A 25,914-nucleotide genomic window follows, 5' to 3' on the forward strand; every position below is an offset into this window, starting at 1 on the left:
AGCTCGGGTGTCAGGCGCGGACCGAGCGCTCCTGCGCCTGGTCGAGGAGCCTGGCGAGGCCGTCGCGGTCGAAGAGCATCCCGGCGAAGTTCGCGATCACCCGCACCGGCATGTCGAGCAGCATCTTGGCCATCGTCTCGTCGAGCTCTAGGTTGCCCTGGTCGTCGGCGCCAGCGGTCTCCGGGCGTGCGAGCTCGGCGCGCAGCAGCTCGCCGCCGACGGGGTGGTCGAGCCACTCGCCGAAGGTCGAGTCGTCCGAGAGCGGGGCCGCGAGCGGGGGAGCCGTGACGTCGACGGACACCGTGGCACGCAGGTCGCGCGAGGACGCCCCGACCGAGACGAGGAACTCGCCGCCCTCGAGGGTCCAGGCGCGCAGCGTCGGGTGCCAGTACGAGAGGTCGCGGGCGTCGAGGACCACCTCGACCTCGCGGGACTCACCGGGCTCGAGGGCCACCTTGACAAATCCCTTGAGCTCGCGCTCGGGCCGCAGGACCACAGACTCGGGGTCGCCGACGTACACCTGGACTACCTCGGCACCACGGACGGCGCCGGTGTTGGTGATCCGCGCGCGGACCGTCACCGTCACCTCGTCGCCCTCTCCGGAGACCGTGGCTGTCACGTCCGAGTGCTCGAAGCTCGTGTAGGTCAGCCCGTGACCGAAGGGGTACGAGACCGCCATGCCCTTGGCGTCGTAGTACCTGTAGCCGACCAGCACGCCCTCGCCGTAGCGCACGTGCCCGAGCTCGCCGGGGAAGCTGCCGTAGGCGGGGGTGTCGCGCAGGGAGACGGGGATCGTCTCGGTGAGGCGACCCGAGGGGCTCTGCGCGCCGAAGAGCAGGTCGGCGACGGCGCCGCCGCCCGCCTGGCCGCCGAGCCACGTCTCGAGGACGGCAGGGGTGAGGTGCTCCCAGCCGGAGAGCGCCACGGCCGAGCCGTTGGCGAGCACCACCACGAGGCGCGGGGTCACCTCGGCGAGAGCCTGCAGCAGCGCGACCTGGCTGTCGGGCAGGTCGAGGTGGTCGCGGTCGTAGCCCTCGGACTCGTCGGCGGCGGGCAGCCCGAGGAAGACCACGACTGTCGTCGCAGTCTTGGCGGCCTCGACGGCCTCGTCGCGCAGCTGCTCGTCGGAGCCCTCGGTCACGCCCTCGATCGTGAAGCCCGGGGCGAAGCTCACGTCCGCACCTGTGAGCTCGCCGATCGCCGTCAGCGCGTCGTCGAGCCGGGTCGGGTTGACCTGCGACGATCCTGCCCCCTGGTAGCGGGGAGTCCTGGCGAACTCGCCGACGACGAGCACACCAGCGGCGTCAGCAGCCCGCAGCGGCAGCAGGGGAGCGCCGTCGACGGGTTCGTTCTTCAGCAGGACGGACCCGGCCGCCGCGGCCTCGCGGGCGAGGGCGTGGTGGGCGCCGGCGTCGTAGGACGACGGTTCTGCGGCAGCCGGGAGCGCGCGGGAGAGCAGGGTGAGCAGACGGCGGACGGCCTGGTCGAGGACGGCCTCGTCCATCGCGCCCGACCGGACTGCCTCGACGACCTGGGCGTCGCCGATGTTCCCGGAGTTCGGCATCTCCAGGTCGAGGCCGGCGGCGAGGGAGGGTACACGGTCGGCGACGGCGCCCCAGTCGGAGACGACCACCCCGTCGTAGCCCCACTCGTCGCGCAGCACCTCGGTGAGCAGCCACGGGTGCTCGGAGGCGTAGGTGCCGTTCACCTTGTTGTAGGCGCACATGACGGTCCAGGGCTTCGCGCGGGTCACGGCACGCTCGAAGCCGGTGAGGTAGATCTCGCGCAGGGTGCGCTCGTCCACGTCGGCCGAGACGCGCATGCGGTCGGTCTCCTGGTTGTTGACCGCGAAGTGCTTGAGCGAGGTGCCGACACCCTCGGACTGGATGCCCTCGATGAGCGCGGCACCGAGGTCGCCCGAGACGACGGGGTCTTCGGAGAAGTACTCGAAGTTGCGGCCGCACAGCGGTGAGCGCTTGATGTTGATCCCCGGGCCCAGCAGGACGGCGACGTCGTTCGCGCGGGTCTCGCGGCCCAGCGCGCTGCCGACGCGGCGCAAGAGGTCGACGTCCCAGGTGGAGCCCAGGGCGGCAGCCGTCGGGAAGCAGGTGGCCGGGACGGACTCGGCGAGGCCCAGGTGGTCGGCCGAGGTGTCCTGCTTGCGCAGGCCGTGCGGGCCGTCGGTCACCATGACCGAGCCGATGCCGAGGCGCTCGACGGGCTGGGTGTGCCAGAAGTCCAGGCCTGAGGTCAGCGAGGCCTTCTCCTCGAGCGTGAGGTCCTGGATCAGGCGCTCGACGTCGAGCGGGCCTGCCGTGGTGGTGGTTGGTGCAGAAGTCATGCGAGCACTCCCTCGGTGTCGGCGGAGCACGCTCCGGCGCGTGCTCAGGCCAGCCTAGCGCTGAAACCTACCGGCTGGTAGGTGATGTGGAGGAGTGTTGTGTGCCTGCCGGGGGCAGGAGCAGCGAGATCGATACCTCGGAGCGAGATCGTGCTGCAGGGGGATCGATCTCGCTCCGAGGTGCCGATCTCAGCGTCTGGTTGGGGTCGCTGGGAGACAGGACAGGGCAGGGGTGCGCGCGCCGTGCGCCGGAAGGAGGGGGGCGGCGGTGGCCTCGGACGAGACGACGAGGGGCGGGGTGCGCGCTCGCACCCCGCCCCTCGTCCCGGTCGCGCTAGTCCGCGATGTCGACGATCACCGGGACGTGGTCGGACGCGCCCTTGCCCTTGCGCTCGTCGCGGTCGATCTCGACAGCCGTGACCGCAGAGGTCAGCGCGGGGGAGGTGTACGCGAAGTCGATCCGCAGGCCCTGGTTCTTGGGGAACCGCAGCTGCTGGTAGTCCCAGTACGTGTACTTGCGGTCTTCGGGGACGAACTCGCGGCTCACCTCGGTGAAGCCCGCGGTCTCGAAGGCCGCGAAGGCGTCGCGCTCGGGCTGGCTCACGTGGGTCTGACCCTCGAAGACCGCCATGTCCCACACGTCGGTGTCGCGCGGGGCGACGTTCCAGTCGCCCACGAGCGCGATCTTCGCCGCAGGGTCTGCCTCGACCCAGCCCGCAGCGTGCGATCGCAGCGTCGACAACCAGTCGAGCTTGTAGGCGTAGTGCGGGTTGTCGAGCGCCCGACCGTGCGGCACGTACAGGCTCCACACGCGGACGCCGCAGCAGGTCGCTCCGATCGCACGGGCCTCGACCACGGGCTCTTCGCCGAACTGCGGCTGGTCCGGGAAGCCGAGCGAGACGTCCTCGAGCCCCACCCGGCTGATGATCGCGACGCCGTTCCACTGCGAGAGGCCGAAGTGCGCCACCTCGTAGCCGGCAGCCTCGAAGGCCGCGAAGGGGAACTGCGTGTCCTTGCACTTGGTCTCCTGGAGCGCGAGCACGTCGGTGCCGCTGCGCTCCAAGAAGGCGACCGCACGGTCGACGCGGGCGCGGATCGAGTTGATGTTCCAGGTGGCGAGGCGCATGAGGTCCAGGCTAGCCGTCTGGGCCGACACAGGGGCAAGGGGCGAGCTGCTCGAGCGGGGTCGGCGGTCGCGACGCCCTCGGGGCACCCTCGGTAGGCTGGCGCTCATGGCTACTGCACTCATCACCGGCGCGAGCGCCGGTCTCGGCGTCGAGTTCGCCTGGCAGCTCGCGACAGGGCACCACGACCTCGTCCTCGTCGCCCGCGACACCGACCGCCTCGAGACGCTCGCGCACCAGATCCGGTCAGCTGCCGGGGTGAGTGTCGAGGTCCTCGGGGCCGACCTCTCCGACCGGGACCAGACCGAGGTGGTCGCCGAGCGGCTGCGCAGCACCACCAGCCCGGTCAGCCTGCTCGTCAACAACGCGGGGTACGCGGTCCACGACTCCTTCGTCGGCGGGGACGTCGCTGCCCAGGAGGCGTCGCTCGACGTCATGGTCCGTGCGGTGCTCGTCCTGTCGCAGGCCGCGGCAGGGTCCATGCGCTCGCGCGGCCGCGGGGCCATCCTCAACGTCTCGTCCGTCGCGGCGCTCACGGCCTCCGGCACCTACTCGGCGCACAAGGCGTGGGTGCGGACCTTCACCGAGGGGCTCGCGGTCGACCTGCGCGGGACCGGCGTCACGGCGACGGCGCTGTGCCCTGGGCTCACGCGGACCGAGTTCCACGAGCGCGCCCAGCTCGACTACTCGGCCTTCCCGGAGGTCGCCTGGCTCGACGCCGGCGCCGTGGTGAGCGCCGCGCTGCGCGACGTGCGGCGCGGGGCCGTGATCTCGACGCCGTCGATCAGGTACCGGGTGGCTGCGGGCCTGCTCCGCCTCGCACCACGGTCGGTCGTCCGCGCCGCCGAGGGCCGCTGAGCGGACCCGGGAGCCCCAGCTGACGCTGCGGCAGCCCGACCCGACCCGGCCCGGCCCAGCCCGGCCCGGCCCGGCGTCCGTCCACCACCTAGGCGCTCCTGCCGTCGAGATCGGCGCTTCGGAGCGAGATCGACCCTCCTGCGGCCCGATCTCGCTCCGAAGGATCGATCTCGCCTCCTTGTGCCCTGATCACCGGCCCCCGGAGGTGCTCGGCTGCACGGGCTGAGCGACCGGGTCTGGGGCTGGCGATAGGGTGGCGGGCGTGACGACCACCGACTCTTTCAGCGCCCCCACCCCCCGCGAGCAGCTCCGCGACCTCATCACGTCCCTCGCGGTCGTGCACGGCAAGGTCACGCTGTCCTCAGGCAAGGAGGCTGACTACTACGTCGACCTCCGCCGGGTGACGCTGCACCACCGCGCCGCGCCGCTCATCGGGCACGTGATGCTCGACGCCCTCGAAGAGGCCGGGCTCGGCACGTCCGAGGTCGACGCCGTCGGCGGGCTCACGCTCGGGGCCGACCCGATCGCGACAGCCCTGCTGCACGCCGCGGCGTCGCGCGGGCTCGACCTCGACGCCTTCGTCGTCCGCAAAGCCGCGAAGGCCCACGGCATGCAGCGCCAGATCGAGGGACCGGACATCAGCGGCCGTCGTGTGGTCGTCGTCGAGGACACGACCACGACGGGCGGCTCGCCCATCGCCGCGATCGAGGCGGCTCGTGCAGCGGGGGCCGAGGTCGTTGGCGTCGCGACGATCGTCGACCGCGCGACGGGCGCCCGCGAGAAGATCGAGGCGCTCGGGGTGCCTTACCACTCGCTCTTCGGTCTGGCTGACCTCGGTCTCGCCTAGGGCGGACGCGACCGCGGGCCGCGCCATGCGCTGAGGAGCGCGGTCGGGCCGGGCCGCGACGGGTTGATTTATGACGTTCCGTCATCTTCAGGGTATCTGACAGTGGTTGAGAGTTTTTCATATCTCTGCGAGGGTCGTGCTGTCCGGTACCGCTCTCTCTTGCGACCGCACTTGTCGGCACTCGTCGGCGTCGCCCCTGGTGAGGGGTGGCGTCCGGGACCTTTGACTTAGGCATGCCTCTGCTTGCTTTGGTAAGGCTCTCCTTATAAGGTGCGGACCACACGGGTGCACACGTCGCTGTCGAGCGACCTTGCCGGTACCCCCGCGCCGCGAGGCGCCGACCCCAGGAGGCTCCACGGTGCCCACCGTCCTCGAGCAGCGCGTCAGACGCGTACTCGCCACCCTGACAGCGCTGGCGCTCACCGCCGGGCTGTCTCTCGTCGGCGTCCTCGCGCCGGCCCAGGCAGATCCCGCCGCCGGTACCCTCTCGTGGGGGGTCAAGGAGAGCTTCCGCTCGTACATCGCCAGTCCCATCGCCAAGGGCTCCGTGACTGTGGGCGGAGGGGCGACGAACAACGGCACCAGCTACGGCTTCGCCCAGACGGCGACGACCTTCGACGGCTCGACAGGACTGACCACCTTCGCCGGATCGGTGAACTTCACAGGGCACGACGGAGCCCTCGACACGACCTTCGAGAACCTCCGGGTCCGGGTCGACTCCCCGACCGCCGGTGTCCTCGTCGCTGACGCCCGGGGCAAGAGCTTCGACACAGGTGGGGCCTATGAGCTGCTGGATGTCGAGCTGGCCACGCTCGCACTCCCTGCTCCGCAGGTCGACGGTGACGTCTCGACGTGGGTTTCCGCACCGGCGGCCCTGACCGCGGCTGGCGCGCAGGCCTTCGCCGGGTTCTACGCTGCCGGCAGCGCGCTCGACCCCGTGACCTTCTCGGTCGTCACGGAGGCTCCGGCCGAGCCGGAGCCCGAGCCGACGACGCCAGACCCTGAGCCGACGACGCCTGAGCCCTCGCCTGAGCCCACCGAAGAGCCGAGCCCAGAGCCGACCACCGAGCCCACGCCCGAGCCGACCGACCCTCCGGTCGCGACCTTCGAGCCTGCGGTGAGCCTGTTCGCTGCTGACGGCACGACGCCGCTCGCGTCGTCGTCGGTCGCCCTGGGCGACACGATCGTGGTGAAGGGTTCGGGCTTCGACCCGGCCGGGAACCTGGCTCCTGCGGGTGCGCGTCCGCCGATCTCGGCGGGCAACCCTGCGGGGACCGGTGTTCGGCAAGTTCGCCGACACGTGGAAGCCCTCTGCTGGTGCTGCGTCGAGCACGCGTGTCGCGGGTGACCAGAAGTGGGCGCTGAGCGATGCTGCCTTCGCGCTGGTCAACCCGGCCTACCAGCCGGCCATCGCCGGTCAGCGTGCGGTGATCGCCCCGGACGGGACCTTCACCACGACGCTGACGGTCAAGGAGAAGGCGACCGGTTGGCCCGAGTCGGGCAACCTCGGTGTCTACACCTACGCGGCCGGTGGCACGACCAACGCTGACCAGGAGCTCTACGCACCCGTCACGCTCGCCCCTCCTGCTCCGGTCTTCGAGCCTGCTGTGAGCCTGTTCGCTGCTGATGGCACGACGCCGCTCGCGTCGTCGTCGGTGAAGCTGGGTGACACGATCGTGGTGAAGGGTTCGGGCTTCGACCCGGCCGGGAACCTGGCTCCTGCGGGTGCGCGTCCGCCGATCTCGGCGGGCAACCCTGCGGGGACNGACACGATCGTGGTGAAGGGTTCGGGCTTCGACCCGGCCGGGAACCTGGCTCCTGCGGGTGCGCGTCCGCCGATCTCGGCGGGCAACCCTGCGGGGACCTACGTGGTGTTCGGCAAGTTCGCCGACACGTGGAAGCCCTCTGCTGGTGCTGCGTCGAGCACGCGTGTCGCGGGTGACCAGAAGTGGGCGCTGAGCGATGCTGCYTTCGCGCTGGTCAACCCGGCCTACCAGCCGGCCATCGCCGGKCAGCGTGCGGTGATCGCCCCGGACGGGACCTTCACCACGACGCTGACGGTCAAGGAGAAGGGATGACGCNGGTGTTCGGCAAGTTCGCCGACACGTGGAAGCCCTCTGCTGGTGCTGCGTCGAGCACGCGTGTCGCGGGTGACCAGAAGTGGGCGCTGAGCGATGCTGCTTTCGCGCTGGTCAACCCGGCCTACCAGCCGGCCATCGCCGGGCAGCGTGCGGTGATCGCCCCGGACGGGACCTTCACCACGACGCTGACGGTCAAGGAGAAGGCGACCGGGTGGCCCGAGTCGGGCAACCTCGGTGTCTACACCTACGCAGCCGGTGGCACGACCAACGCCGACCAGGAGCTCTACGCACCCGTCACCCTCGCGACCGCTCCGACGGACCCTGAGGTCCCGACCGACCCCGAGGTCCCCACAGACCCGACGGACCCTGAGGTCCCCACGGTGCCGACCGACCCCGAGGTGCCGACCACGCCTGAGACCCCGGTCGTCCTGGGCTCGCTCAGCTGGGGCGTCAAGGAGTCCTTCCGCAGCTACATCACCGGCCCGATCGCCAAGGGCGGCATCTCGGTCCTCGCGCCGGCCACGGCTGACGGCTCGCGCTACGTCTTCCCGCAGTCGTCGTCGGCGCTCGCCCGCACGACAGGGTCCGCGAGCTACGCGGGTGCCGTGCACTTCACGGGCCACGCTGGTGCGCTCGAGCTCACGCTGAGCAACCCCACGGTCCGGGTCACCGGCCCGACCTCGGGTGTCCTGGTCGTCGACGCGAAGGGCAAGAAGATCAGCGGCGAGGTCCTCGACCTCCAGGCCGTCGACTTCGCGACCCTCACGCTCCCGACGCCCACCACTGCGGGCGGAGCGACCACCTGGACCGACGCCCAGGCGACACTGACCGCAGCCGGCGCCACGGCCTTCTCCGACTTCTACCCGGCCGGTGCCGCCATCGACCCGGTGACCTTCACCGTCGGCTCGGACGTCGGCAGCACCCCCGGTGGGCAGAACCCTGGTACCGGGCCCGGCACCGACCCCGGCGCTCCCGTGGTCGTCACCCCGCTCGCTCCCGGCACCTACGCCAACGCGATCGCCAGCGTCACGACCGTCGTCCCCGGCGGCGAGGTCACCTTCACGGGTCAGGGCTTCGGCTCCGGCACCGAGAACATCGAGGCCGCGGTCTACTCCGAGCGCCAGCTGCTCGCGTCGGGCATCACGGCCGACGCCTCGGGTGCCGCCACGGCGACCGTCACCCTCCCGAAGAACCTCGCCCCCGGCGTCCACACCCTCTCGCTCGAGTCTCCCTCGGGTGTGAGGTCGCAGGTGCAGATCACCGTCGAGGCGCCCGTCGTCCCGACGGCCGCGCAGCAGTGCGTCGCCCGCTCGGTCTCGGGCGCGACCCTCAGCTGGGGCGTCAAGGAGTCCTTCCGCACCTACATCACCGGCCCGATCGCCAAGGGCTCCATCACGCCCTCCGGCGTGACCAGCAGCGGCAGCAGCTTCGGCTGGGGCGGCGGCAGCGGCAAGTTCAACACCGAGGTGAACCAGGGACGCGTCGCCTTCCCCGGGTCGGTGAACTTCTCCGGTCACGGCGGGATCCTCGACCTGACCATCTCCAACGTCCGCGTCCAGGTGAGCAGCGCCTCGACGGGCTCGCTCGTCGCCGACGTCTCGTCGACGGACATGAACGGCACCGCCTCCGAGCAGAAGGGCGTGACCATCGCGTCCCTCGGCCTCGCGGGGAAGAAGTCGACCACCGGCAGCACGGTCTCGTGGTCTGGCGTGAGCGCGACGCTCACCTCGGCCGGTGCGAGCGCCTTCGGCGGCTTCTACGTCGCCGGTGACGCCATGGACCCCGTGAGCTTCAGCTTCCCGCTGGGCTCCGAGGTCGACTGCGACGCCTCGTCCGGCGCCAACGGTGCCGGGTCGCTCGCCACCACCGGAGCCGACGGGTCGGTCTCGGCCGCCCTCGCCGCGCTCCTCGCCCTCACCGTGGGTGTCGGGGCCGTCGGCCTCGCACGCCGCCGACGGACGGTCGGCTGAGCCGAGGCCTGACAGGCCGAGCACTCACCATGAGCAGGACCGGTCGTCGCTGACGACCAGGGGCCCGGGACGCGCAGCAGCGCGGACCGGGCCCCTCTGGCGTCCAGGGCAGTGCCGTCAGGCCAGGACCCACCACCAGCCGGGATAGGCCCGTCACGAGGCAGGCCCGCCACCGACGGTCGTCGGTGGCGGGCCTGCTCGGTCGTGCTGGGGGTCTGGGCGGTCAGACCCTCTCGATGAGGTTCGCGACCGAGTCCACGACTGTGCTCGGGCGGAACGGATACCTGTCGACGTCCTTGACCGAGGTCGACCCCGTCAGCACGAGGAAGGTGTGCAGGCCGGCCTCGATCCCGGCGACGACGTCCGTGTCCATGCGGTCGCCGACCATCGCTGTCGACTCCGAGTGCGCGTCGATCCGGTTGAGGGCCGAGCGGAACATCATCGGGTTCGGCTTGCCGACGAAGTACGGCTCGCGCCCCGTGGCGCGGGTGATCATCGCGGCGACAGCACCTGTCGCAGGCAGCGGACCCTCGGCACTCGGGCCCGTCGCGTCGGGGTTCGTGCAGATGAAGCGCGCCCCGCCGAGGATCAGCCTGACGGCCTTGGTGATCGCCTCGAAGGAGTACGTGCGGGTCTCGCCGAGGACCACGTAGTCGGGGTCGGACTCGGTGAGCGTGTAGCCGGCCTCGTAGAGGGCCGTCGTCAGCCCGGCCTCGCCGATCGCGTACGCGCTGCCGCCAGGGATCTGGTCGGACAAGAACTGCGCCGTCGCGAGCGCAGAGGTCCAGATCGCCGTCTCGGGCACGTCGATGCCCGACGCGTACAGACGTGCACGGAGGTCGCGCGCCGTGAAGATCGAGTTGTTGGTGAGGATGAGGAACGGACGTTCTTTGTCGCGCAGGGTCTTGATGAACTCCGCGGCGCCGGGGATCGCGTGGCCCTCGTGGACCAGGACCCCGTCCATGTCGGTCAGCCAGGACTCGATGGTGCGGGTCATCAGCGGTCCTTGTCGTCGTGGGGTGCGCCCTCGACGGCGTCGGAGGCTGCTGCCTCAGATCGTACGACCCCGCTGCTGGGACCTGCTGCTGCGTCTGCGGCGGGGTCGGTGACAGAGCCGGCGACGGGGTCGATCACCGGGCTGGCGAAGGGCCGCGCAGCGGGGTCTGCGGTCGGCTCGGTGGCCGCAGCGGTGAGGCCTTCGGGAGCCGTCGCCGGGCCCGTCGCCGCAGCAGCCGCGGCGGCCTTGCGGTTGCCCAGCCACCCACGGCCGAGCTCGACGACGATCGGCAGGACCGACACGAAGACGATGGCCACGAGGATGAGCTCGATGTTGTCGTGCACAAAGCTGATCTGCCCGAGGAAGTACCCGAGGACCGTGATCCCGACGCCCCACAGGAAGGCGCCGATGACGTTGTAGCTGACGAAGTGGCGGTACGGCATCCGGCCGACGCCTGCGGCGACGGGGGCGTAGGTGCGCACGAAGGGCGCGAAGCGCGCGAGGATCAGCGCGCGGCCGCCGTACTTGTCGAAGAACGCGTTCGTCTGCTCGATGTACGACTGCTTGAAGAACCTCGAGTCGGGCTTGTTGAAGATCTTCGGCCCGACCTTCCGGCCGATGAGGTACGAGCACTGGTCACCGGCGAAGGCAGCGAGGAACAGCATGATGCAGAGCAGCCACAGCGGGAAGTCGAGCTGCTCCTGCGCCACGAGCATGCCTGCCGTGAACAGCAGAGAGTCGCCGGGGAGGAACGGGAACAAGAGCCCGGTCTCGACGAAGATCACCAGGCAGATCCCGACGAGGGCATAGCCCCCGAAGGAGGCGATGAGGCTGTCGGCGTTGAGCCAGTCGGGGCCGAGGGCCACGACCTGCTCGCCGGCGGACGCGAGGATGTCTGCTGAGATCACGGGAACCAGAGTACGGGGTGGACCTCTCGAGAGGTCCGGCTGCCGCAGACCCGCACGCGATGGTCACATCGTGCTGCTGGGTGGCAGGCGCGCCGGGCTGTCGTCGTCAGGGGTGTCGTCGTCACCTGTGCGGGCGCGACCCGTCGCACCGGGTGCGACAAGATAGGCGGCATGTCGACACCTCAGACACCGCAGAGCCCGCTGTCCCCGCAGTCCTCGCCGAGCCCGCAGTCCGCTCAGCCCCTCACGGCCCCGACAGAGCAGCAGGCTCCCGGCGGGCGCTCCGCCCCGAGCATCGCCCCGGCCGGGCACCCCGACGCCACCCGGGTCCTGCTCCTCGGGTCGGGTGAGCTCGGCAAGGAGGTCGCGATCGAGCTGGCGCGCCTCGGGGTCGAGGTCGTCGCGGCCGACCGTTACGCCGGTGCCCCGGCGATGCAGGTCGCGCACAGCAGCAGGGTCGTCGACATGCTCGACCCCCAGGCGCTCCGCGACCTCGTCGCCGAGGTCCGCCCGCACGTGGTGATCCCGGAGATCGAGGCCATCGCGACCGAGGTGCTGCTCGAGGTCGAGGCAGCCGGCACGGTCGTGGTCCCGACGGCCCGCGCGACGCGGCTGACGATGGACCGCGAGGGCATCAGGCGGCTCGCGGCAGAGGCCTTGGGGCTGCCCACCTCGCCCTACAGGTTCGTCGACACGCTCGACGACCTCCGTGACGCGACGCAGACGCTCGGGCTGCCGTGCGTCGTCAAGCCGGTGATGAGCTCGTCGGGCAAGGGGCAGTCCGTCATCCGCACGGCCGACGACGTCGACGCCGCCTGGGCCTACGCGCAGACCGGTGGTCGGGCGACGGGCGTCGAGGGGGCTGCCGCCCGCGTGATCGTCGAGGGCTTCGTCGACTTCGACTACGAGCTGACGCTGCTCACGGTCCGCCACGTCGCCGGCACCACCTTCCTCGAGCCTGTGGGCCACACCCAGGTCGACGGCGACTACCGCGAGTCCTGGCAGGGGCAGGACGTCCCCGCGGTCGTCCTCGAACGGGCCCAGGCCGTCGCACGCGCGGTGACCGACGACCTCGGCGGCTACGGGGTCTTCGGGGTCGAGCTCTTCGTGGTCGGTGACGAGGTGGTGTTCTCCGAGGTGTCCCCGAGGCCCCACGACACAGGTCTGGTCACCCTCGTCTCGCAAGACCTCAGCGAGTTCGCCCTGCACGCCCGCGCGGTCCTCGGGCTGCCTGTCGGGGACGTCCTGCGAACCGGTGGCCCCACCGAGAGGGCCGCGGCCTCGTGCGCGGTGCTCGCCGAGGGGGAGGGTGTGCCTGTCGTCGGAGGGCTCGCCGAGGCTCTTGCCGTGCCCACGGCCCAGGTGCGCGTCTTCGGCAAGCCCAGCGTCTCGGGGCGTCGTCGTGTCGCTGTCACGCTCGCCCGCGGGGCTGACGTGGCGGAGGCCAGGGCGCGCGCTCGCGCTGCTGCGGCTGCGCTGCAGGTCGAGGTCCGCCCGTGACCGGTGCGGCGTCGGACGGCGCGGCTGAGCCGCAGGCCGTCGCCGAGCACGAGATCGGGGTCGGACCGTGGCCCGGCGGGCCGGAGACCTGGCCGCGCACCGCCGACGGCGGGCTCGACCCCCGGTACGACCCCGAGCTGCTCGCCGAGGGCGACCGCCGCAACGTCGTCGACGAGTTCCGCTACTGGACCGTCGAGGCCGTCGTGGCCGAGCTCGACACCCGGCGCCACCCGCTGCACGTGGCGATCGAGAACTGGGGGCACGACCTGAACATCGGGTCGGTGGTCCGCACGGCGAACGCCTTCGGGGCCGCGGAGGTGCACATCGTCGGGCGCCGCCGGTGGAACCGCCGGGGTGCGATGGTCACCGACCGCTACCAGCACGTGCGCCACCACCCCGACGTCGAGAGCTTCCTCGCGTGGGCCCGCAGCGAGGACCTGCCCGTGGTCGGGATCGACAACGTGCCCGGCTCCGTCCCGATCGAGCGGTACGCGATCCCCGAGCGGTGCGTCATGCTCTTCGGCCAGGAGAGCACTGGGCTCACGCCCGAGGCGCGGGCGGCGAGCGTGGACATCTTGCACATCACGCAGTTCGGCTCCACGCGCTCGATCAACGCCGGGGCGGCTGCCGCGGTCGCGATGCACGCCTGGGTCCAGCAGCACGCCGTGGTCTGAGCGGGTCCGACCCGCCAGCCCCGCTGGGACCCCCGCGACCACAGGCCGAACGGCCCAGGCACGCACCCCCGGTTTCGTGACAGACTTGGCACGAAAGTCGTTCAGAATCCCCCCTCTCTCACAGGAGCTATCGATGGCCATCGCAACCCCCGAGGTCTACGCCGAGATGATCGACCGCGCGAAGGCAGGCAAGTTCGCCTACCCGGCCGTGAACATCACGTCGTCCTCGACCGTCACCGCGGCCCTCCAGGGCTTCGCTGAGGCAGAGAGCGACGGCATCATCCAGGTGTCGGTCGGCGGCGCCGAGTACGCCTCCGGCTCGACCGTCAAGGACCGTGTCGCGGGCTCGCTCGCCCTCGCCGCCTACGCGCACGAGGTCGCCAAGGGCTACGGCATCACCGTCGCGATCCACACGGACCACTGCGCCAAGCAGAACCTCGACTCCTGGGTCCGCCCGCTCCTCGCCCTCGAGGCCGAGCAGGTCAAGGCCGGCAAGCTCCCCACGTTCCAGTCGCACATGTGGGACGGCTCGACCGTGCCGCTCGAGGAGAACCTCATCATCGCCGAGGAGCTCCTCGAGCTCTCCGTCGCGGCCCGCACGATCCTCGAGATCGAGGTCGGCGTCGTCGGTGGCGAGGAAGACGGCCACGAGGCCGAGATCAACGAGAAGCTCTACACGACCGTCGAAGACGGCCTCGCGACCGTCCGTGCCCTCGGCACCGGCGAGAAGGGCCGCTACCTCACGGCCCTCACCTTCGGCAACGTGCACGGCGTCTACAAGCCCGGTGCCGTCAAGCTGCGCCCGTCGCTCCTCAAGGAGATCCAGGAGGGTGTCGGCTCGGTCATCGGCAAGGAGAACCCCTTCGACCTCGTCTTCCACGGTGGCTCCGGCTCGACCGCCGAGGAGATCTCCGAGGCTGTCGACAACGGCGTCATCAAGATGAACGTCGACACCGACACCCAGTACGCGTACTCGCGTCCTGTCGCGGACCACTTCTTCCGCAACTACGACGGCGTCCTCAAGGTCGACGGCGAGGTGGGCAACAAGAAGGCCTACGACCCGCGCGCCTGGGGCAAGGCTGCTGAGGCCGGCATGGCTCAGCGCATCGTCGAGGCTGCCCAGCAGCTCCGCTCGGCGGGCCAGTCGATCGGCTGACCTGGCTGACCGCACGTGAGAAGGGCCCCGGTGGACATCCACCGGGGCCCTTCTTCATCGTGCGGCGGGGCTCAGCCTTCGGCCGGCTCCGCAGCGGTCGTCTCGTCCTCGACGATGTCGAGCATCGTCCCGATGCTGGTCACCTCGAGCAAGAACTTCACGGTCGGCGGGACGTTGTGCAGCCGGACCCGGCCGGGTGTCACAGAGGTGAGGCGCGCGAGGAACGCGACGCCCGAGGAGTCCATGAAGGTCACGTGGTGCACGTCGACGTCGACCGGCAGGCCGGACTCGCGGACGTCTTCGGTCGCCTGCTGGAGGTCGGCCGACAGGTCGGCGTCGATCTCTCCCGAGAGGACCACGCGCGCGTGGGTCTCGTCCACGATGACGTGCACGGACCCAGGCTCGATCTCGTTCGTGCTCGCCAGCGCGACGTCGTCGCGTCCTGGCGATGCCGCCGGTCCGGTGGAACCGGCAGCGTGCGGGGTGTTGGCTTCGCCCACGATGCTCCCTTCGACAGGTGACCATTGTGACCTGAGAGCGCCTCGATGACTAGTTGCGTGCGATCTGGCCCCTCATGAGGGCAGTGCGGAGGAAGTCTGCGTGCCGTCGCCGGCCGCCGGTGAGGGTCCGCCGTCGCTCGAGTCCCACCCTCTATGCTGTCCTCACCGAGGACCTGGAGGGGTACGAGTGGATTCCGCGACGCCACGTCACGGTGCGCAGAGGGGCGCGCCAGACCACGCCACGGGCGTCGTCGCAGGCCTGCGCGACCGCGCGCTCGAGCACGCAGGGGTCGCAGCAGCGCTGCTCGACCCGAGCGTCGACGTCCCCACCATCCTCTGGGCCAACGCCTCCTTCGAGAGGCTCACCGGCCACGACCCGGCGGCTGTGGTCGGGCTGCCGCTGAGCGTCCTGGAGGCCGAGGGCGGGACCCCGCTCGACGTCGAGGCCCTGCACGCGGCGATGTCGCCGACGGCGGCCGGGACACCGGTGACCTGGCGGATGCTCAACGTCCGCGCCGACGGTGGTCAGATCTGGTGCGAGTACACGCTCTCCCAGGTGCGCGACGAGGACGGTGCCGTCGAGGCGTGGCTCGTGCTGCTCAGTGACGTGTCGGGACAGGTGCGCGACGTCGCGAGCCGTGCCCAGACCTCTCGTCGCCTCGGCACCGCAGAGATCGTGCTCGAGGTCGTCAGCGGCGTGTCGAGGCTCCTCAACGACATGGAGTACCCCTTCGTCCTGCGAGACATCTCGGCGGCCTACAGCCGTGGCGTCGTCGCGTGGGGCGGGTTCTTCCTCGACGAGAACGGGCTCCGGTACTCCGAGGGGGTCCCGGCCGCCGTGCTCTCGCGCCCTCGGCGGAGACAGCCTGCGACCGACGCGCTCGGCGACGCGCAGGTGGAGGGGGAGTCGGCGGCGGCGCCGACAGGGCCGACCACCTTCATCGACCCGCTGCGCGAGCTCGTCGAGGGCCTCGTCGACGGCCCTCTCGACTTCCCGCTGTCGACCGGCTACCCGGCCGGGAGCGACGCCGCCTACGTCGCAGAGCAGGTGCGCGAGCGCGCAGGGTTGACCGAGGCCGACGGTGACGGTCCGCTCGTGCCTGTGGCGCGCGTCGTAGGGATCCCGGGGCGACGGTCGGTCCTCGGGCTCTTCGTCTCGCTGCCGGCGGTCGACAGCATCGAGCCGGCCACGTCGGCTAAGCTCGTGAGGGCTCTCGTCGACAGGGTCGCCGTCGGGATCGACACCCTCCGGCTGCACACCCGCGAGCACCAGCTCGCCGAGACGCTCCAGCGGTCCATGCTCCCCGAGCAGGTCGAGGTCACCGGTCTCGACGTCTGGACGTACTACGCGCCGACGTCGGACGACGCGCAGATCGGCGGCGACTGGTACGACATCGTGCAGATCGACGACGAGGTCGTGGGCCTCGTGATCGGCGACGTCGCGGGTCACGACATCGAGGCTGCGGCGACCATGGGGCAGCTGCGCTCGGTGGTCCGCTCCTACGCCTTCGAGCTCGCGACCCCGGGACCTGTCCTCGAGCGGGTCGACCACCTCGTGGCAGGGATGCGCGTGCAGCGCTCGGCCAGCCTCGTCTACGCGACGCTGCGCCGGACGACCGGTGCGCTGACAGCGCGCGACGGGCGAGAGCGGACAGACGGTGAGCGCCCCCTGCGCTGGCGGCTCGAGTACACCCGGGCCGGGCACCTCCCGCCGCTGCTGGTGCGGCGGGGTGCCGTCACGCCCCTCGACGGTGCGGCGGGTGCGCTCGTCGGCTTCGGCTCCCGCGCCAGGTCGACTGCCGCGACCACCCTCGAGCCGGGCGACACCCTGCTCTTCTACACGGACGGGCTCATCGAGCGCCGCGACCGACCGCTGCGGGCGGGCCTGGCGGCGCTGACCGAGGTGGCCTCGAGCATCACCGCGACCGACGCTGCGGGCATCGGCGAAGACCTCCTCGCCCGGCTGGCCGAGGCTGCCGAGGACGACGTGGCCGTCGTCGTGGTCCGGGTCCCCGACCCTGAGCGTGACGCCCTCGCGCCCGCTGTCAGCCCGCGGTCGCGCCGATGGCTGCTGCCGAGCGAGCCCGCGTCGATCGGGCGGGCCCGGCACGCCGTGCTGCGCACCTGCCAGGCGTGGGAGCTCGCTGACGTCTCGAGCGCCGAGCTGGTCGTCTCCGAGCTCGTCGCCAACGGCGTCCTGCACGGCTGGGGGCACATCGCGCTGCGCCTGTTCGACACCGGCGACGGTCTGCGCATCGAGGTCGAGGACTCCAACCCGTCGCCGCCCGTGACGACCGACGGCCACGCCAACAGGCTCGGGGGCTACGGCATGCAGATCGTCGAGCGGCTCGCCGACTGGGGCTGGCGTCCGAGCGGCACGGGCAAGCTCGTGTGGGCGAAGGTGCGACCTGTCCCCGTGCGGCGGCCGCAGACCACCCAGACCACGCAGACCTCCTGAGCGCGTCTCGTCCGAGAGCGGGTGGGCCGCTGGGCAGGTGGGCTGTCCGGGCAGGTAGGCCGTGGAGGCTGGTGCTGTAGGTGCGTGCGCCGCAGGGCGCTGAGGCGTCTGCGCGCGCCAGAGGGCGGCGCCGGCCGGGGGCGCACCCCAGGCCGGCGCCGCCGGTGTCACTGCTGCAGGCGTGCGCCGATCGACCTGTGCAGCTGCTGCAGGCTCACCTGGCTCAGGCTCGCGGTCTGCGACTCCACGTGGCGGAACATGTGGGTGTCGTCGAGGACCTTCTCGCTCGACTGGATGAGCACCGTGCCGGTCCCTGTGAAGTCGAACTGGCGCTCCTCGCCCGAGTCCATGCCGAAGAACCCTGCCGCGGCGCTGAGGAACGAGCTCATCCACTCGGCGTCGAAGTGGTGCGAGGGCGCCGGCGTGTCAGCCCACCCGACGAGGGCCTGCGGGTCGACGCGCAGCGGCGGTTCCGCGAACATCACGGGGCCGTTCGACGAGGCGAGGAACTTGCCCGTCCCGAGCAGCGTGAGGAACCCGGGGACGATCGACTGCTTGAGGCTCAGCCCAGGCTCGAAGGCGAGCAGGCTCGAGGCGCGGATCGTCAGGTTGCCCTCGTCGAGGTCGAAGGAGTTGATGTCGAAGCCGCGGTCGCCGAGGATCAGCTTGCCGCGGCCCTGGGCGATCACCCAGTCGTCGGCGTAGAGCGGCGAGGAGAACTGCGAGGCGACCATGCCTGTCACGCTCGTCCGGCTCAGCGGCTCGAACTGGACGGTGCCGTAGTACGCGATCATCGCGCCCTTGGACGTGAACCACGGCGTGCCGTCGAGGTCGACGCAGAAGGCGTAGGAGTTGCCCGGCAGGTTGTCGTTCGTCGGCAGGGTCGACGGGTCGAGGATCTGGATGCTCATGTCGTGTCTCCTGCTCAGAACTTCTGCTCGGACGCCTGGACCCACACGGTGCCCTGGCCGGTGAACTTCAGCTGTGTGGCCTCGCCGGACCCCTTGCCGACCACGTCGCGGAACCCGACCTTGGCCGTGAGGTCCACGGTGATCGGCCCGCGGTGGCCGACGTAGGCCTGCGGGTCGACGACGACCTCGGGGTGACCGGGGCCGACCTCGAGCGAGAAGGTCCCGCCGTGCGAGAGGACCGCGACCGAGCCCTGGCCGCTGAGCTGCGTGGTGAACATGCCCTGCCCTGTCACGGCGCCGCGGACCGCGCCGCGCATGCCGCCCTGCTGCGTGAGCGGGACGATCGCCGTCTGCAGGTAGCCCTCGTAGGCGAGCAGCCGGCTCGCCTCGACGGTCAGCTGGTTGGCGCCGTCGAGCTGGACGATGTCGATGTACAGGCCGTCGTGCCCGAAGTACGACTCGCCCTGACCCTCGACCGTCATCAGGGCGACGTGCTCACCCTGCATCATGCGGCCGGCCGCGCCGGCCATCGCACCGAAGCCGGGCATGGCGCCGCCACCGCCCATCGAGTGCGGGACGAAGCGCACGTCGCCGCGGTAGTACAGCATGCTGCCCTTGCGGGCCGTGAGCTGAGCACCGGGGGTGATCGTCGTCTTGAGGACCTTGCCGTTCTCGATCTCCATGACCATCTCTACCGCTCCTCGGGCTGGATGTAGACGACGCCGTGGCCGTCGAAGCGCAACGAGAACGCCTCGCCGCTGCCGCCGCCGACGGCGGACCGCCACGTCACGTCGGTGACGAAGCTCTGGTTGAGCTGGCCCTGGAACGCGACGAAGGCGTCGGGGTCGGCGACCAGCGGGGTCTGCGGGGTGACCCCGAGAGCGATGAGCGGACCACCCGCGGACAGCAGCGCGATCGTGCCCGTGCCCGACACGGTCGTGGTGAACAGGCCCTGGCCCGACGTCGCACCGCGCAGGCCCGAGAACTTCACGTCCATGCGGACCTGGCCGTCGATCGCGAGCAGCTGGGAGGCCTCGACGCTCATCGTGTCGTTCTCGAGCTGCACCAGCGTGATGTGCTGGGCGTCGACCGCGAAGTGCACGCTGCCGTGGCCCGTCACCTCCATGAAGGACAACGACTCGCCCGTCATCTTGCGCTTGAACGCGGCCTTGAAGCCGTCACCCCCGCCCATGCCGGCGTTCTTGAAGGTCACGTCCCCCTCGTAGGCGACCATCGAGCCTGTGACGGCTCGGATGGTCTCGCCCCTGAGGTCTGCGACCAGCACCCTGTGCCCGGTCATGCGTAGCTGTGCCACGTGCTCTCCATCGTCTGGTTCCTGCGTCCGTGCCTGGTGGACGTCGCTGCTGCGCGTCTCTGCTCGTTCATCATGGAGACCCTAGAGGCTCGGCGCGCGTCGAGGACATGGGGAGTGCTCCACACCGGGTGAGCTTCACCCTGGCGGTGGGCGCAGGGCGCGGGCCTGCGGCGACGCGACGCTCACGGAGGAGCCGGGCGAGCGTGGGTGCGGCGCGAGCGGGGCTCGCGCGTCAGCGGTGCTCGACGACAGGGACGCCCGTGGCCGGGGTCTCGGGGGCGCAGGAGTGGTCTGGGTCGATGCGGAACAGCTCGAGCGCGCCGCAGACCTCGAGCACGAAGAGGTCGCGGTCGTCGCAGCCGCGCAGCACCGTCGCACCGCCGCGCTTGCGGCCGGAGTCGGCGAGCGAGATGAGGAAGGCCGCGCCCGTGGAGTCCATGAAGGTCACCCGGCACATGTCGATGACCAGCAGCTGACGCCGCAGACCGACCACACGCGCGGCGATCTCGGGGAACTGGTCACGTTCGGCGAGGTCGAGGTCGCCGGCGATCACGAGCGTGGTGGTCGCCGGGGATGTTGCGATCTCGATCATGAGGCCCGACTCTATCGACGCCCTCCCAGGGTCGCACCCTGGTCCGGTCACGACTCGGCAACGGCTCCGTCGAGTTCCTGGGCGCCTCTGTCCACAGGGTCCATCGCGCCGGCGCCCTGACGCCTCCGCCGGGGCACAATGGGACCCATGAGCCACGCACCCCTCGACCCGTCCTCGAACCTCCTCGGCCCGGCACCCACGCTGCTCGGCGCCGACCACCCCGACGTCGCGGCACGCGCCGAGATCGACGGCGGACGCAGCGCGCAGGACGTCGCGCGGGACGTCCCGTCCTCCTCCTACGCCTGGGCGCTCCTCGCTGAGGCCGCGCTCGACCGCGGGGACGACGTCACCGCCTACGCCTTCGCCCGCACCGGCTACCACCGCGGCCTCGACTCCCTGCGCCGCGCAGGCTGGCGCGGCCAGGGCCCGATCCCCGTCACGCACGCGCCGAACCAGGGATTCCTGCGGGCGCTGCTCGCGCTCGCGGAGGCAGCTGCCGCGATCGGCGAGGACGACGAGGCAGCACGCTGCCAGACCTTCCTCGTCGACTCTGGCGTCTCGGCCGACGCCGTCGCCGCGCTGCGCTGACGGATGGGCCAGCCGTGCTGAGGGACGCGCCTCTGCTGGGCTGACCTGCCTGCGCCCGGTGCCCTGACAGCGCCGGGTCGCACTGCACCGACAGCACCGTGCCGCCCCGCCCGCGCGACGTCCGCCGGCCGTCCTCGAGGAGAGGCGGCCGGCGGTCTCGTCTCACCGCGGGCCTGCAGTCGTGGGACGACCCGTGCGTCCGGGGGTTCCGGACGGTAAACTCGCCGGGGAGATCGGGTCACTGCCGCCCGAGAGTCCTGAGCACCAGCGCGAAGTCGAGCCGCTGCGGCTGCCACAGACAGGCAGGTTGAAGGTGGGGATTCCATGCCAGCCGTGATCGTCGTCGGTGCCCAGTGGGGCGACGAAGGCAAGGGCAAGGCGACGGACCAGCTCGGCTCTCGGGTCGACTACGTCGTGAAGTTCAACGGCGGGAACAACGCCGGGCACACCGTGGTCATCAACGGTGACAAGTACGCCCTGCACCTGCTGCCCTCCGGGATCCTCTCACCAGGCGTCACCCCCGTCATCGGCAACGGTGTCGTCATCGACATCGAGGTCCTCTACCAAGAGCTCGACGCGCTCATCGCGCGCGGCGTCGACGTCTCCCGCCTGCTCGTCTCGGGCAGCGCGCACGTCATCGCGCCGTACAACCGCATCATGGACAAGGTCACCGAGCGCTTCCTCGGCAAGCGGAAGATCGGCACGACCGGCCGCGGCATCGGCCCGACCTACTCCGACAAGATCAACCGCGTCGGCATCCGCGTGTGGGACCTCTTCGACGAGAAGATCCTGCGCGCCAAGGTCGAGGGCGCCCTCGAGCAGAAGAACCACCTGCTCGTGAAGGTCTACAACCGCCGCGCGATCACCGTCGACGAGACCGTCGAGGAGCTCATGCAGTACGCCGAGCGTCTGCGCCCGATGGTCGCCGACACCTCGCTCGTGCTCAACACGGCTCTCGACGAGGGCAAGACAGTCCTCTTCGAGGGTGGCCAGGCGACGATGCTCGACATCGACCACGGCACGTACCCCTTCGTCACGTCCTCGAACGCGACCGCCGGTGGTGTCATCACGGGCGCGGGTGTCGGCCCGACCCGGATCGACCGCGTGGTCGGCGTCATCAAGGCGTACACGACCCGCGTCGGCGAGGGGCCCTTCCCGACCGAGCTCTTCGACGAGTGGGGCGAGTTCCTCGCCCGCGTCGGCGGCGAGGTCGGCGTGACCACTGGTCGCGCCCGTCGCTGCGGCTGGTACGACGCCGTGATCGCCCGCTACGCCTCGCGCGTCAACGGCCTCACGGACCTCGTCATGACCAAGCTCGACGTGCTCACCGGCATCGAGAAGATCCCGGTCTGCGTCGCGTACGACGTCGACGGTGTCCGCCACGACGAGATGCCGACAGACCAGAGCGCCTTCCACCACGCGACCCCGATCTACGAAGAGTTCCCCGGCTGGACCGAGGACATCTCCGGCGTCCGCACCTTCGACGAGCTCCCCGAGAACGCGAAGGCCTACGTCCTCGCCCTCGAGGCGATGTCGGGCGCACGGATCTCCTCGATCGGCGTCGGCCCCGGCCGCGAGGCCACCATCCAGCGCCACGACCTCATCGACGACTGAGGTCAGCTTCCAGCCCCGGCCTGGCCCAGCTGGATCGGGGCTCCTAGCCCCGAGATCGTGACTTCGGAGCGAGCTCGGCCTTCCGGGGCATCGATCTCGCTCCGAAGTCACGATCTCGCTACCAGGGCTGCCAGGGCTGCCGGGCACGCGCGGGTGGGACCTGTCTCAGGACGGGTCCTACCCGCTGTCGTCTGCGGGCTCGGTCAGTAGACTCCCGTCTCGTGAAGATTCTCGTCGTCGGGTCCGGTGCTCGTGAGCACGCCATCGTCCACTCGCTCGCGCAGGAGGCCCCCGCCGGGGGACGGCACGAGCTGCACGCGGCGCCCGGGAACCCGGGGATCGCCGCCCTCGCCACGCTGCACACGGTCGACGCCCTCGACGGTCGCGCCGTCGCCGAGCTGACGCAGCAGATCGGCGCCGACCTCGTGGTCGTCGGACCCGAGGCTCCGCTCGTCGCCGGTGTCGCCGACGCCGTCCGGGCGACCGGGACCCCGGTCTTCGGCCCGAGCGCCGACGCCGCGCGGCTCGAGGGCTCGAAGGCCTTCGCCAAGGACGTCATGGCCGCAGCCCACGTGCCGACCGCGAAGGCTCACGTCTGCTCGACGGTCGACCAGGTGGGTGACGCCCTCGACGACTTCGGTCCGCCCTTCGTCGTCAAGGACGACGGCCTCGCCGCCGGCAAGGGTGTCGTGGTGACGAGCGACCGGCTCGAGGCGCTGCGCCACGCGCAGGAGTGCTTCGCCAACCCGGACCGCGGGGGAGACCCGCGCGTCGTCGTCGAAGAGTTCCTCGACGGGCCCGAGGTGTCGCTCTTCTGCATCAGCGACGGCCAGACCGTCGTGCCGCTCGCCCCTGCGCAGGACTTCAAGCGCGCCTTCGACGGCGACGCCGGCCCCAACACCGGCGGCATGGGCGCGTACAGCCCGCTGCCGTGGGCGCCCGAGGGGCTGACCGCCGAGGTGGTCGAGGCGATCGCGCAGCCGACCATCGACGAGATGCGCTCGCGCGGCATCCCCTTCGTCGGGGTCCTCTACGTCGGGCTCGCGCTCACCAGCCGCGGCACCCGCGTCATCGAGTTCAACGCGCGCTTCGGCGACCCGGAGACCCAGGTGGTGCTCTCGCGCCTCGAGACCCCGCTCTCCGAGCTGCTGCTGTCCGCGTCGACGGGTCGGCTCGCCGACCTCCCGGCGCTCCGCTGGCGCGACGACGCCGCGGTGACGGTCGTGGTGGCCTCGGACGGCTACCCGGCCGCCCCACGGACCGGCGGCCCGGTCACAGGTGTCGGCGAGGCCGAGAACCTCCCGGGCGTGCACGTGCTGCACGCCGGCACGGCGACCGACGACGAGGGCGTGCTGCGCAGCGCCGGCGGGCGTGTGCTCTCCGTGGTGGGCGTCGGCGAGAGCCTCTCCGAGGCGCGGCGCCTCGCGTACTCCGGTGTCGACCGCATCGTGCTGCCCGGCTCGCACCACCGCACGGACATCGCCGAGCAGGCTGCGGCGGACGCACGATGAGCGCGCAGGCGCAGGGCGACGCGCCCCTCGAGCTCTCGGGGTGGCGGCACGTCTACTCCGGCAAGGTCCGTGACCTCTACGAGCCCGACCTGTCGCACTACGGCGGCGTGCACCCGCTCGGCGACGTCGTCCTCGTCGTCGCGTCGGACCGCGTGAGCGCCTACGACGCCGTGCTCAGCCCCGGGATCCCCGACAAGGGGACCGTCCTGACGCAGCTGAGCCTGTGGTGGTTCGAGCAGCTGACCGACATCGTCGGGAACCACGTGGTGAGCACCGAGGCGTCGGCGATGCCTGGTGACGGTCTGGTCCCCGACGCCGTCGCGGGACGCGCCATGGTGTGCCGCCGTCTCGAGATGTTCCCCGTCGAGTGCGTCGTCCGCGGGTACCTCACAGGGTCTGGGCTGGTCGAGTACCGCCAGAGCCGGTCGGTGTGCGAGGTCCCGCTGCCCGAGGGCCTCGTGGACGGGTCGCGGCTGCCCGAGCCCATCTTCACGCCGGCCACCAAGGCCGAGGTCGGGGAGCACGACGAGAACGTCAGCTTCGAGGTCGTGGCCTCGACCATCGGGCTGGAGGACGCGACCAGGCTGCGCGACCTGACCCTGGCCGTCTACGCGCGGGCCGAGAGCATCGCCCGGGAGCGCGGCATCATCCTGGCCGACACCAAGCTCGAGTTCGGGGTCGACCCGGCAACGGGCGAGATCATCCTCGGCGACGAGGTGCTCACGCCGGACTCCTCCCGCTTCTGGGCAGCAGACCGCTGGGTGCCCGGGCAGGCGCAGCCGAGCTTCGACAAGCAGCCGATCCGCGACTGGCTCGTGTCGGCAGAGTCCGGGTGGGACAAGGACGCGGGCACCCCGCCGCCCGCGCTGTCTGACGAGGTCGTCGAGGCGACGCGCGAGAGGTACCTCGACGCGTACAGGCGGCTGACCGGGGCTGAGCTCTAGGAGCAGGGCTGACGTGCGCGGCTCGCTCAGGCGGAGCGGGCTGCGCACGAGCGACGCCTGGCCCTGTCACGTGACGCGGGGCCTCGCCTGAGGTGTCCCGGCGGGCGCCTGCGACGAGCCTGCAGCGACGTGGCGGTCGTCACGTCGGCCCCGGCTGGGCGTGCGCTGCGAGTCACCCGATGCCAGTCTCGACCCATGACTGGAAACGTTCAGAGTGCAGCCTCCCGCGCCGGGGACCACCCTCTCGTCGAGAAGGGCGCACGGCTCGGCTACGGCGCGAGCGGTGTCCTGCACCTGCTCCTCGCCTGGGTGACCGTCCAGCTCGCGTGGACCTCGGGCGGTGAGCAGGCCGACCAGGAGGGTGCCCTGCAGAAGCTCGCCGGCGACGGAGCCGGTCAGGTGCTGCTGTGGGTGCTGTTCGTCGGCTTCGTGCTCCTCGCGCTGTGGCAGATCACCGAGGCTGTCGCCTGGGGCGAGGCGAAGGACCGCATCAAGGCGGCCGCGAAGGCCGTGACCTACGGCGTGCTGGCCTTCACCACGGTGTCTGTGCTCACGAGCGGGTCGAGCGGCGGTTCGGGTGGCGGGTCTGGTGGCGCGACCTCCAGCCTCATGTCGTCGGGTGCCGGCCGCGCCCTCGTCGGTGTTGTCGGCCTCGGTGTGGTGGCTGTCGGGGTCTACCACGTGGTGAAGGGCTGGAAGGAGAAGTTCCTCGAGGACCTCGAGTCGAGCCCCAGCCGCTGGGTCCGCCGGGCCGGACGCATCGGGTACATCGGCAAGGGCGCGGCTCTCGGCGTCGTCGGAGTGCTGCTCGTCGTCGCCGCCGTGCAGAGCGACCCGGAGCAGGCTGAAGGGCTCGACTCCGCGCTCCACGCGCTCGCCGGGCTGCCCTACGGTCCTGTCCTGCTGACGCTCGTCGCGATCGGGTTCGCCGCGTACGGGGTGTACTCCTTCGGGCGCGCGAAGCACGCGAAGGTCTGAGCTGCTCGGAGCCACGTATCGCTTGACGATATATATCGGGACCGTTA

22 protein-coding genes are annotated in these 25,914 nt (G+C 71.2%); 13 read left to right on the forward strand and 9 right to left on the reverse strand.

Annotated elements, in window-relative coordinates:
- Nucleotides 1–10: 10 nt before the first annotated feature.
- Both ASG53_RS00975 and ASG53_RS00980 read right to left on the reverse strand, forming a co-directional pair.
- Nucleotides 11–2,341, reverse strand: a complete 2,331-nt coding sequence (locus ASG53_RS00975) for a glycoside hydrolase family 3 C-terminal domain-containing protein (RefSeq protein ID WP_056127247.1) — start codon at nt 2,339–2,341, stop codon at nt 11–13.
- 334 nt (nt 2,342–2,675) lie between these two features.
- Nucleotides 2,676–3,467 carry an exodeoxyribonuclease III gene (locus tag ASG53_RS00980; RefSeq protein ID WP_056127249.1) on the reverse strand — a complete coding sequence of 264 codons (792 nt, stop codon included), beginning with the start codon at nt 3,465–3,467 and terminating at the stop codon, nt 2,676–2,678.
- 106 nt (nt 3,468–3,573) lie between these two features.
- Between ASG53_RS00980 and ASG53_RS00985 the strand changes: the two genes are divergently transcribed.
- From ASG53_RS00985 to ASG53_RS20660, 4 genes are all read left to right on the forward strand, one after another.
- Nucleotides 3,574–4,323 carry an SDR family NAD(P)-dependent oxidoreductase gene (locus tag ASG53_RS00985; protein ID WP_056127252.1) on the forward strand — a complete coding sequence of 250 codons (750 nt, stop codon included), beginning with the start codon at nt 3,574–3,576 and terminating at the stop codon, nt 4,321–4,323.
- Between the two features lie 253 nt (nt 4,324–4,576).
- Nucleotides 4,577–5,170, forward strand: a complete 594-nt coding sequence (gene pyrE, locus ASG53_RS00990) for an orotate phosphoribosyltransferase (protein ID WP_056127256.1) — start codon at nt 4,577–4,579, stop codon at nt 5,168–5,170.
- A gap of 358 nt (nt 5,171–5,528) precedes the next feature.
- Nucleotides 5,529–6,518 carry an HtaA domain-containing protein gene (locus tag ASG53_RS00995; protein WP_056127259.1) on the forward strand — a complete coding sequence of 330 codons (990 nt, stop codon included), beginning with the start codon at nt 5,529–5,531 and terminating at the stop codon, nt 6,516–6,518.
- Nucleotides 6,519–7,649: 1,131 nt separating this feature from the next.
- Nucleotides 7,650–9,221 (forward strand): HtaA domain-containing protein, encoded by a 1,572-nt coding sequence (locus ASG53_RS20660; protein WP_200945439.1) that lies wholly within the window; start codon nt 7,650–7,652, stop codon nt 9,219–9,221.
- A gap of 223 nt (nt 9,222–9,444) precedes the next feature.
- On the opposite strand, the gene ASG53_RS01010 is transcribed toward ASG53_RS20660, so the two are convergent.
- Together ASG53_RS01010 and ASG53_RS01015 are read right to left on the reverse strand one after the other, a co-directional pair.
- Complete coding sequence (locus ASG53_RS01010; RefSeq protein WP_056127267.1) at nt 9,445–10,218, reverse strand: HAD-IIA family hydrolase; 774 nt, start codon at nt 10,216–10,218, stop codon at nt 9,445–9,447.
- Complete coding sequence (locus ASG53_RS01015; RefSeq protein ID WP_056127270.1) at nt 10,218–11,126, reverse strand: VTT domain-containing protein; 909 nt, start codon at nt 11,124–11,126, stop codon at nt 10,218–10,220. Before ASG53_RS01015 ends, ASG53_RS01010 begins: the two co-directional genes overlap by 1 nt.
- A 171-nt stretch (nt 11,127–11,297) precedes the next feature.
- On the opposite strand from ASG53_RS01015, the gene purT reads away from it, so the two are divergent.
- The 3 genes from purT (at nt 11,298) to fbaA (ending at nt 14,456) form a co-directional block, all read left to right on the forward strand.
- Nucleotides 11,298–12,626 carry a formate-dependent phosphoribosylglycinamide formyltransferase gene (gene purT / locus ASG53_RS01020; protein WP_082543692.1) on the forward strand — a complete coding sequence of 443 codons (1,329 nt, stop codon included), beginning with the start codon at nt 11,298–11,300 and terminating at the stop codon, nt 12,624–12,626.
- Nucleotides 12,623–13,300: a TrmH family RNA methyltransferase gene (locus tag ASG53_RS01025; protein WP_056127272.1), complete on the forward strand. Its 678-nt coding sequence runs from the start codon at nt 12,623–12,625 to the stop codon at nt 13,298–13,300. Before purT ends, ASG53_RS01025 begins: the two co-directional genes overlap by 4 nt.
- Nucleotides 13,301–13,433: 133 nt before the next feature.
- The gene (gene fbaA, locus ASG53_RS01030) at nt 13,434–14,456 is read left to right on the forward strand and encodes a class II fructose-bisphosphate aldolase (RefSeq protein ID WP_056127275.1); all 1,023 of its coding nucleotides are present in this window, start codon (nt 13,434–13,436) and stop codon (nt 14,454–14,456) included.
- A gap of 71 nt (nt 14,457–14,527) precedes the next feature.
- Here the strand turns inward: fbaA and ASG53_RS01035 are convergent, their stop codons facing one another.
- Entirely contained in the window at nt 14,528–14,956 is a 429-nt protein-coding gene (locus ASG53_RS01035; RefSeq protein ID WP_235533783.1) for an STAS domain-containing protein, read from the reverse strand.
- A 187-nt stretch (nt 14,957–15,143) separates the two neighbouring features.
- Here ASG53_RS01035 and ASG53_RS01040 point away from each other — a divergent pair, with 187 nt between their 5' ends.
- A complete protein-coding gene (locus ASG53_RS01040; protein ID WP_056127277.1) occupies nt 15,144–17,414 on the forward strand; it encodes a SpoIIE family protein phosphatase in 2,271 nt (756 codons plus the stop codon).
- Between the two features lie 167 nt (nt 17,415–17,581).
- Here the strand turns inward: ASG53_RS01040 and ASG53_RS01045 are convergent, their stop codons facing one another.
- The 4 genes from ASG53_RS01045 to ASG53_RS01060 all read right to left on the reverse strand — a co-directional run bounded on the left by ASG53_RS01045 (nt 17,582) and on the right by ASG53_RS01060 (nt 20,232).
- A complete protein-coding gene (locus tag ASG53_RS01045) occupies nt 17,582–18,325 on the reverse strand; it encodes an AIM24 family protein (RefSeq protein WP_056127279.1) in 744 nt (247 codons plus the stop codon).
- Between the two features lie 14 nt (nt 18,326–18,339).
- Nucleotides 18,340–19,014 (reverse strand): AIM24 family protein, encoded by a 675-nt coding sequence (locus ASG53_RS01050; RefSeq protein ID WP_056127282.1) that lies wholly within the window; start codon nt 19,012–19,014, stop codon nt 18,340–18,342.
- A 2-nt stretch (nt 19,015–19,016) separates the two neighbouring features.
- Entirely contained in the window at nt 19,017–19,640 is a 624-nt protein-coding gene (locus ASG53_RS01055) for an AIM24 family protein (protein WP_235533785.1), read from the reverse strand.
- A 232-nt stretch (nt 19,641–19,872) separates the two neighbouring features.
- Complete coding sequence (locus ASG53_RS01060) at nt 19,873–20,232, reverse strand: STAS domain-containing protein (RefSeq protein WP_056127286.1); 360 nt, start codon at nt 20,230–20,232, stop codon at nt 19,873–19,875.
- Between the two features lie 147 nt (nt 20,233–20,379).
- On the opposite strand from ASG53_RS01060, the gene ASG53_RS01065 reads away from it, so the two are divergent.
- The 5 genes from ASG53_RS01065 (at nt 20,380) to ASG53_RS01085 (ending at nt 25,867) form a co-directional block, all read left to right on the forward strand.
- Nucleotides 20,380–20,820, forward strand: a complete 441-nt coding sequence (locus ASG53_RS01065) for a DUF3151 domain-containing protein (RefSeq protein ID WP_056127289.1) — start codon at nt 20,380–20,382, stop codon at nt 20,818–20,820.
- 324 nt (nt 20,821–21,144) lie between these two features.
- A complete protein-coding gene (locus tag ASG53_RS01070) occupies nt 21,145–22,434 on the forward strand; it encodes an adenylosuccinate synthase (RefSeq protein ID WP_056127293.1) in 1,290 nt (429 codons plus the stop codon).
- Between the two features lie 221 nt (nt 22,435–22,655).
- On the forward strand, nt 22,656–23,945 hold the full coding sequence (gene purD, locus ASG53_RS01075; RefSeq protein WP_056127296.1) for a phosphoribosylamine--glycine ligase: 1,290 nt from the start codon (nt 22,656–22,658) through the stop codon (nt 23,943–23,945).
- Complete coding sequence (locus ASG53_RS01080; protein WP_056127298.1) at nt 23,942–24,889, forward strand: phosphoribosylaminoimidazolesuccinocarboxamide synthase; 948 nt, start codon at nt 23,942–23,944, stop codon at nt 24,887–24,889. Before purD ends, ASG53_RS01080 begins: the two co-directional genes overlap by 4 nt.
- A gap of 195 nt (nt 24,890–25,084) precedes the next feature.
- On the forward strand, nt 25,085–25,867 hold the full coding sequence (locus ASG53_RS01085) for a DUF1206 domain-containing protein (protein ID WP_056127302.1): 783 nt from the start codon (nt 25,085–25,087) through the stop codon (nt 25,865–25,867).
- Nucleotides 25,868–25,914 lie beyond the last annotated feature (47 nt).

This window comes from Sanguibacter sp. Leaf3, from assembly GCF_001425965.1.
In the GTDB taxonomy this organism is placed as follows: domain Bacteria; phylum Actinomycetota; class Actinomycetes; order Actinomycetales; family Cellulomonadaceae; genus Sanguibacter; species Sanguibacter inulinus.

Coding starts and splice junctions, on each gene's coding strand:
- purT (WP_082543692.1), top strand. CDS start 11,298: ATGTCGACACCTCAGACACCGCAGAGCCCGCTGTCCCCGCAGTCCTCG.
- ASG53_RS00985 (WP_056127252.1), top strand. CDS start 3,574: ATGGCTACTGCACTCATCACCGGCGCGAGCGCCGGTCTCGGCGTCGAG.
- fbaA (WP_056127275.1), top strand. CDS start 13,434: ATGGCCATCGCAACCCCCGAGGTCTACGCCGAGATGATCGACCGCGCG.
- ASG53_RS01070 (WP_056127293.1), top strand. CDS start 21,145: ATGCCAGCCGTGATCGTCGTCGGTGCCCAGTGGGGCGACGAAGGCAAG.
- ASG53_RS00980 (WP_056127249.1), bottom strand. CDS start 3,467: ATGCGCCTCGCCACCTGGAACATCAACTCGATCCGCGCCCGCGTCGAC.
- ASG53_RS00975 (WP_056127247.1), bottom strand. CDS start 2,341: ATGACTTCTGCACCAACCACCACCACGGCAGGCCCGCTCGACGTCGAG.
- ASG53_RS01010 (WP_056127267.1), bottom strand. CDS start 10,218: ATGACCCGCACCATCGAGTCCTGGCTGACCGACATGGACGGGGTCCTG.
- ASG53_RS01060 (WP_056127286.1), bottom strand. CDS start 20,232: ATGATCGAGATCGCAACATCCCCGGCGACCACCACGCTCGTGATCGCC.
- ASG53_RS01080 (WP_056127298.1), top strand. CDS start 23,942: ATGAGCGCGCAGGCGCAGGGCGACGCGCCCCTCGAGCTCTCGGGGTGG.
- ASG53_RS01085 (WP_056127302.1), top strand. CDS start 25,085: ATGACTGGAAACGTTCAGAGTGCAGCCTCCCGCGCCGGGGACCACCCT.
- ASG53_RS01065 (WP_056127289.1), top strand. CDS start 20,380: ATGAGCCACGCACCCCTCGACCCGTCCTCGAACCTCCTCGGCCCGGCA.
- ASG53_RS01045 (WP_056127279.1), bottom strand. CDS start 18,325: ATGAGCATCCAGATCCTCGACCCGTCGACCCTGCCGACGAACGACAAC.
- ASG53_RS01050 (WP_056127282.1), bottom strand. CDS start 19,014: ATGGTCATGGAGATCGAGAACGGCAAGGTCCTCAAGACGACGATCACC.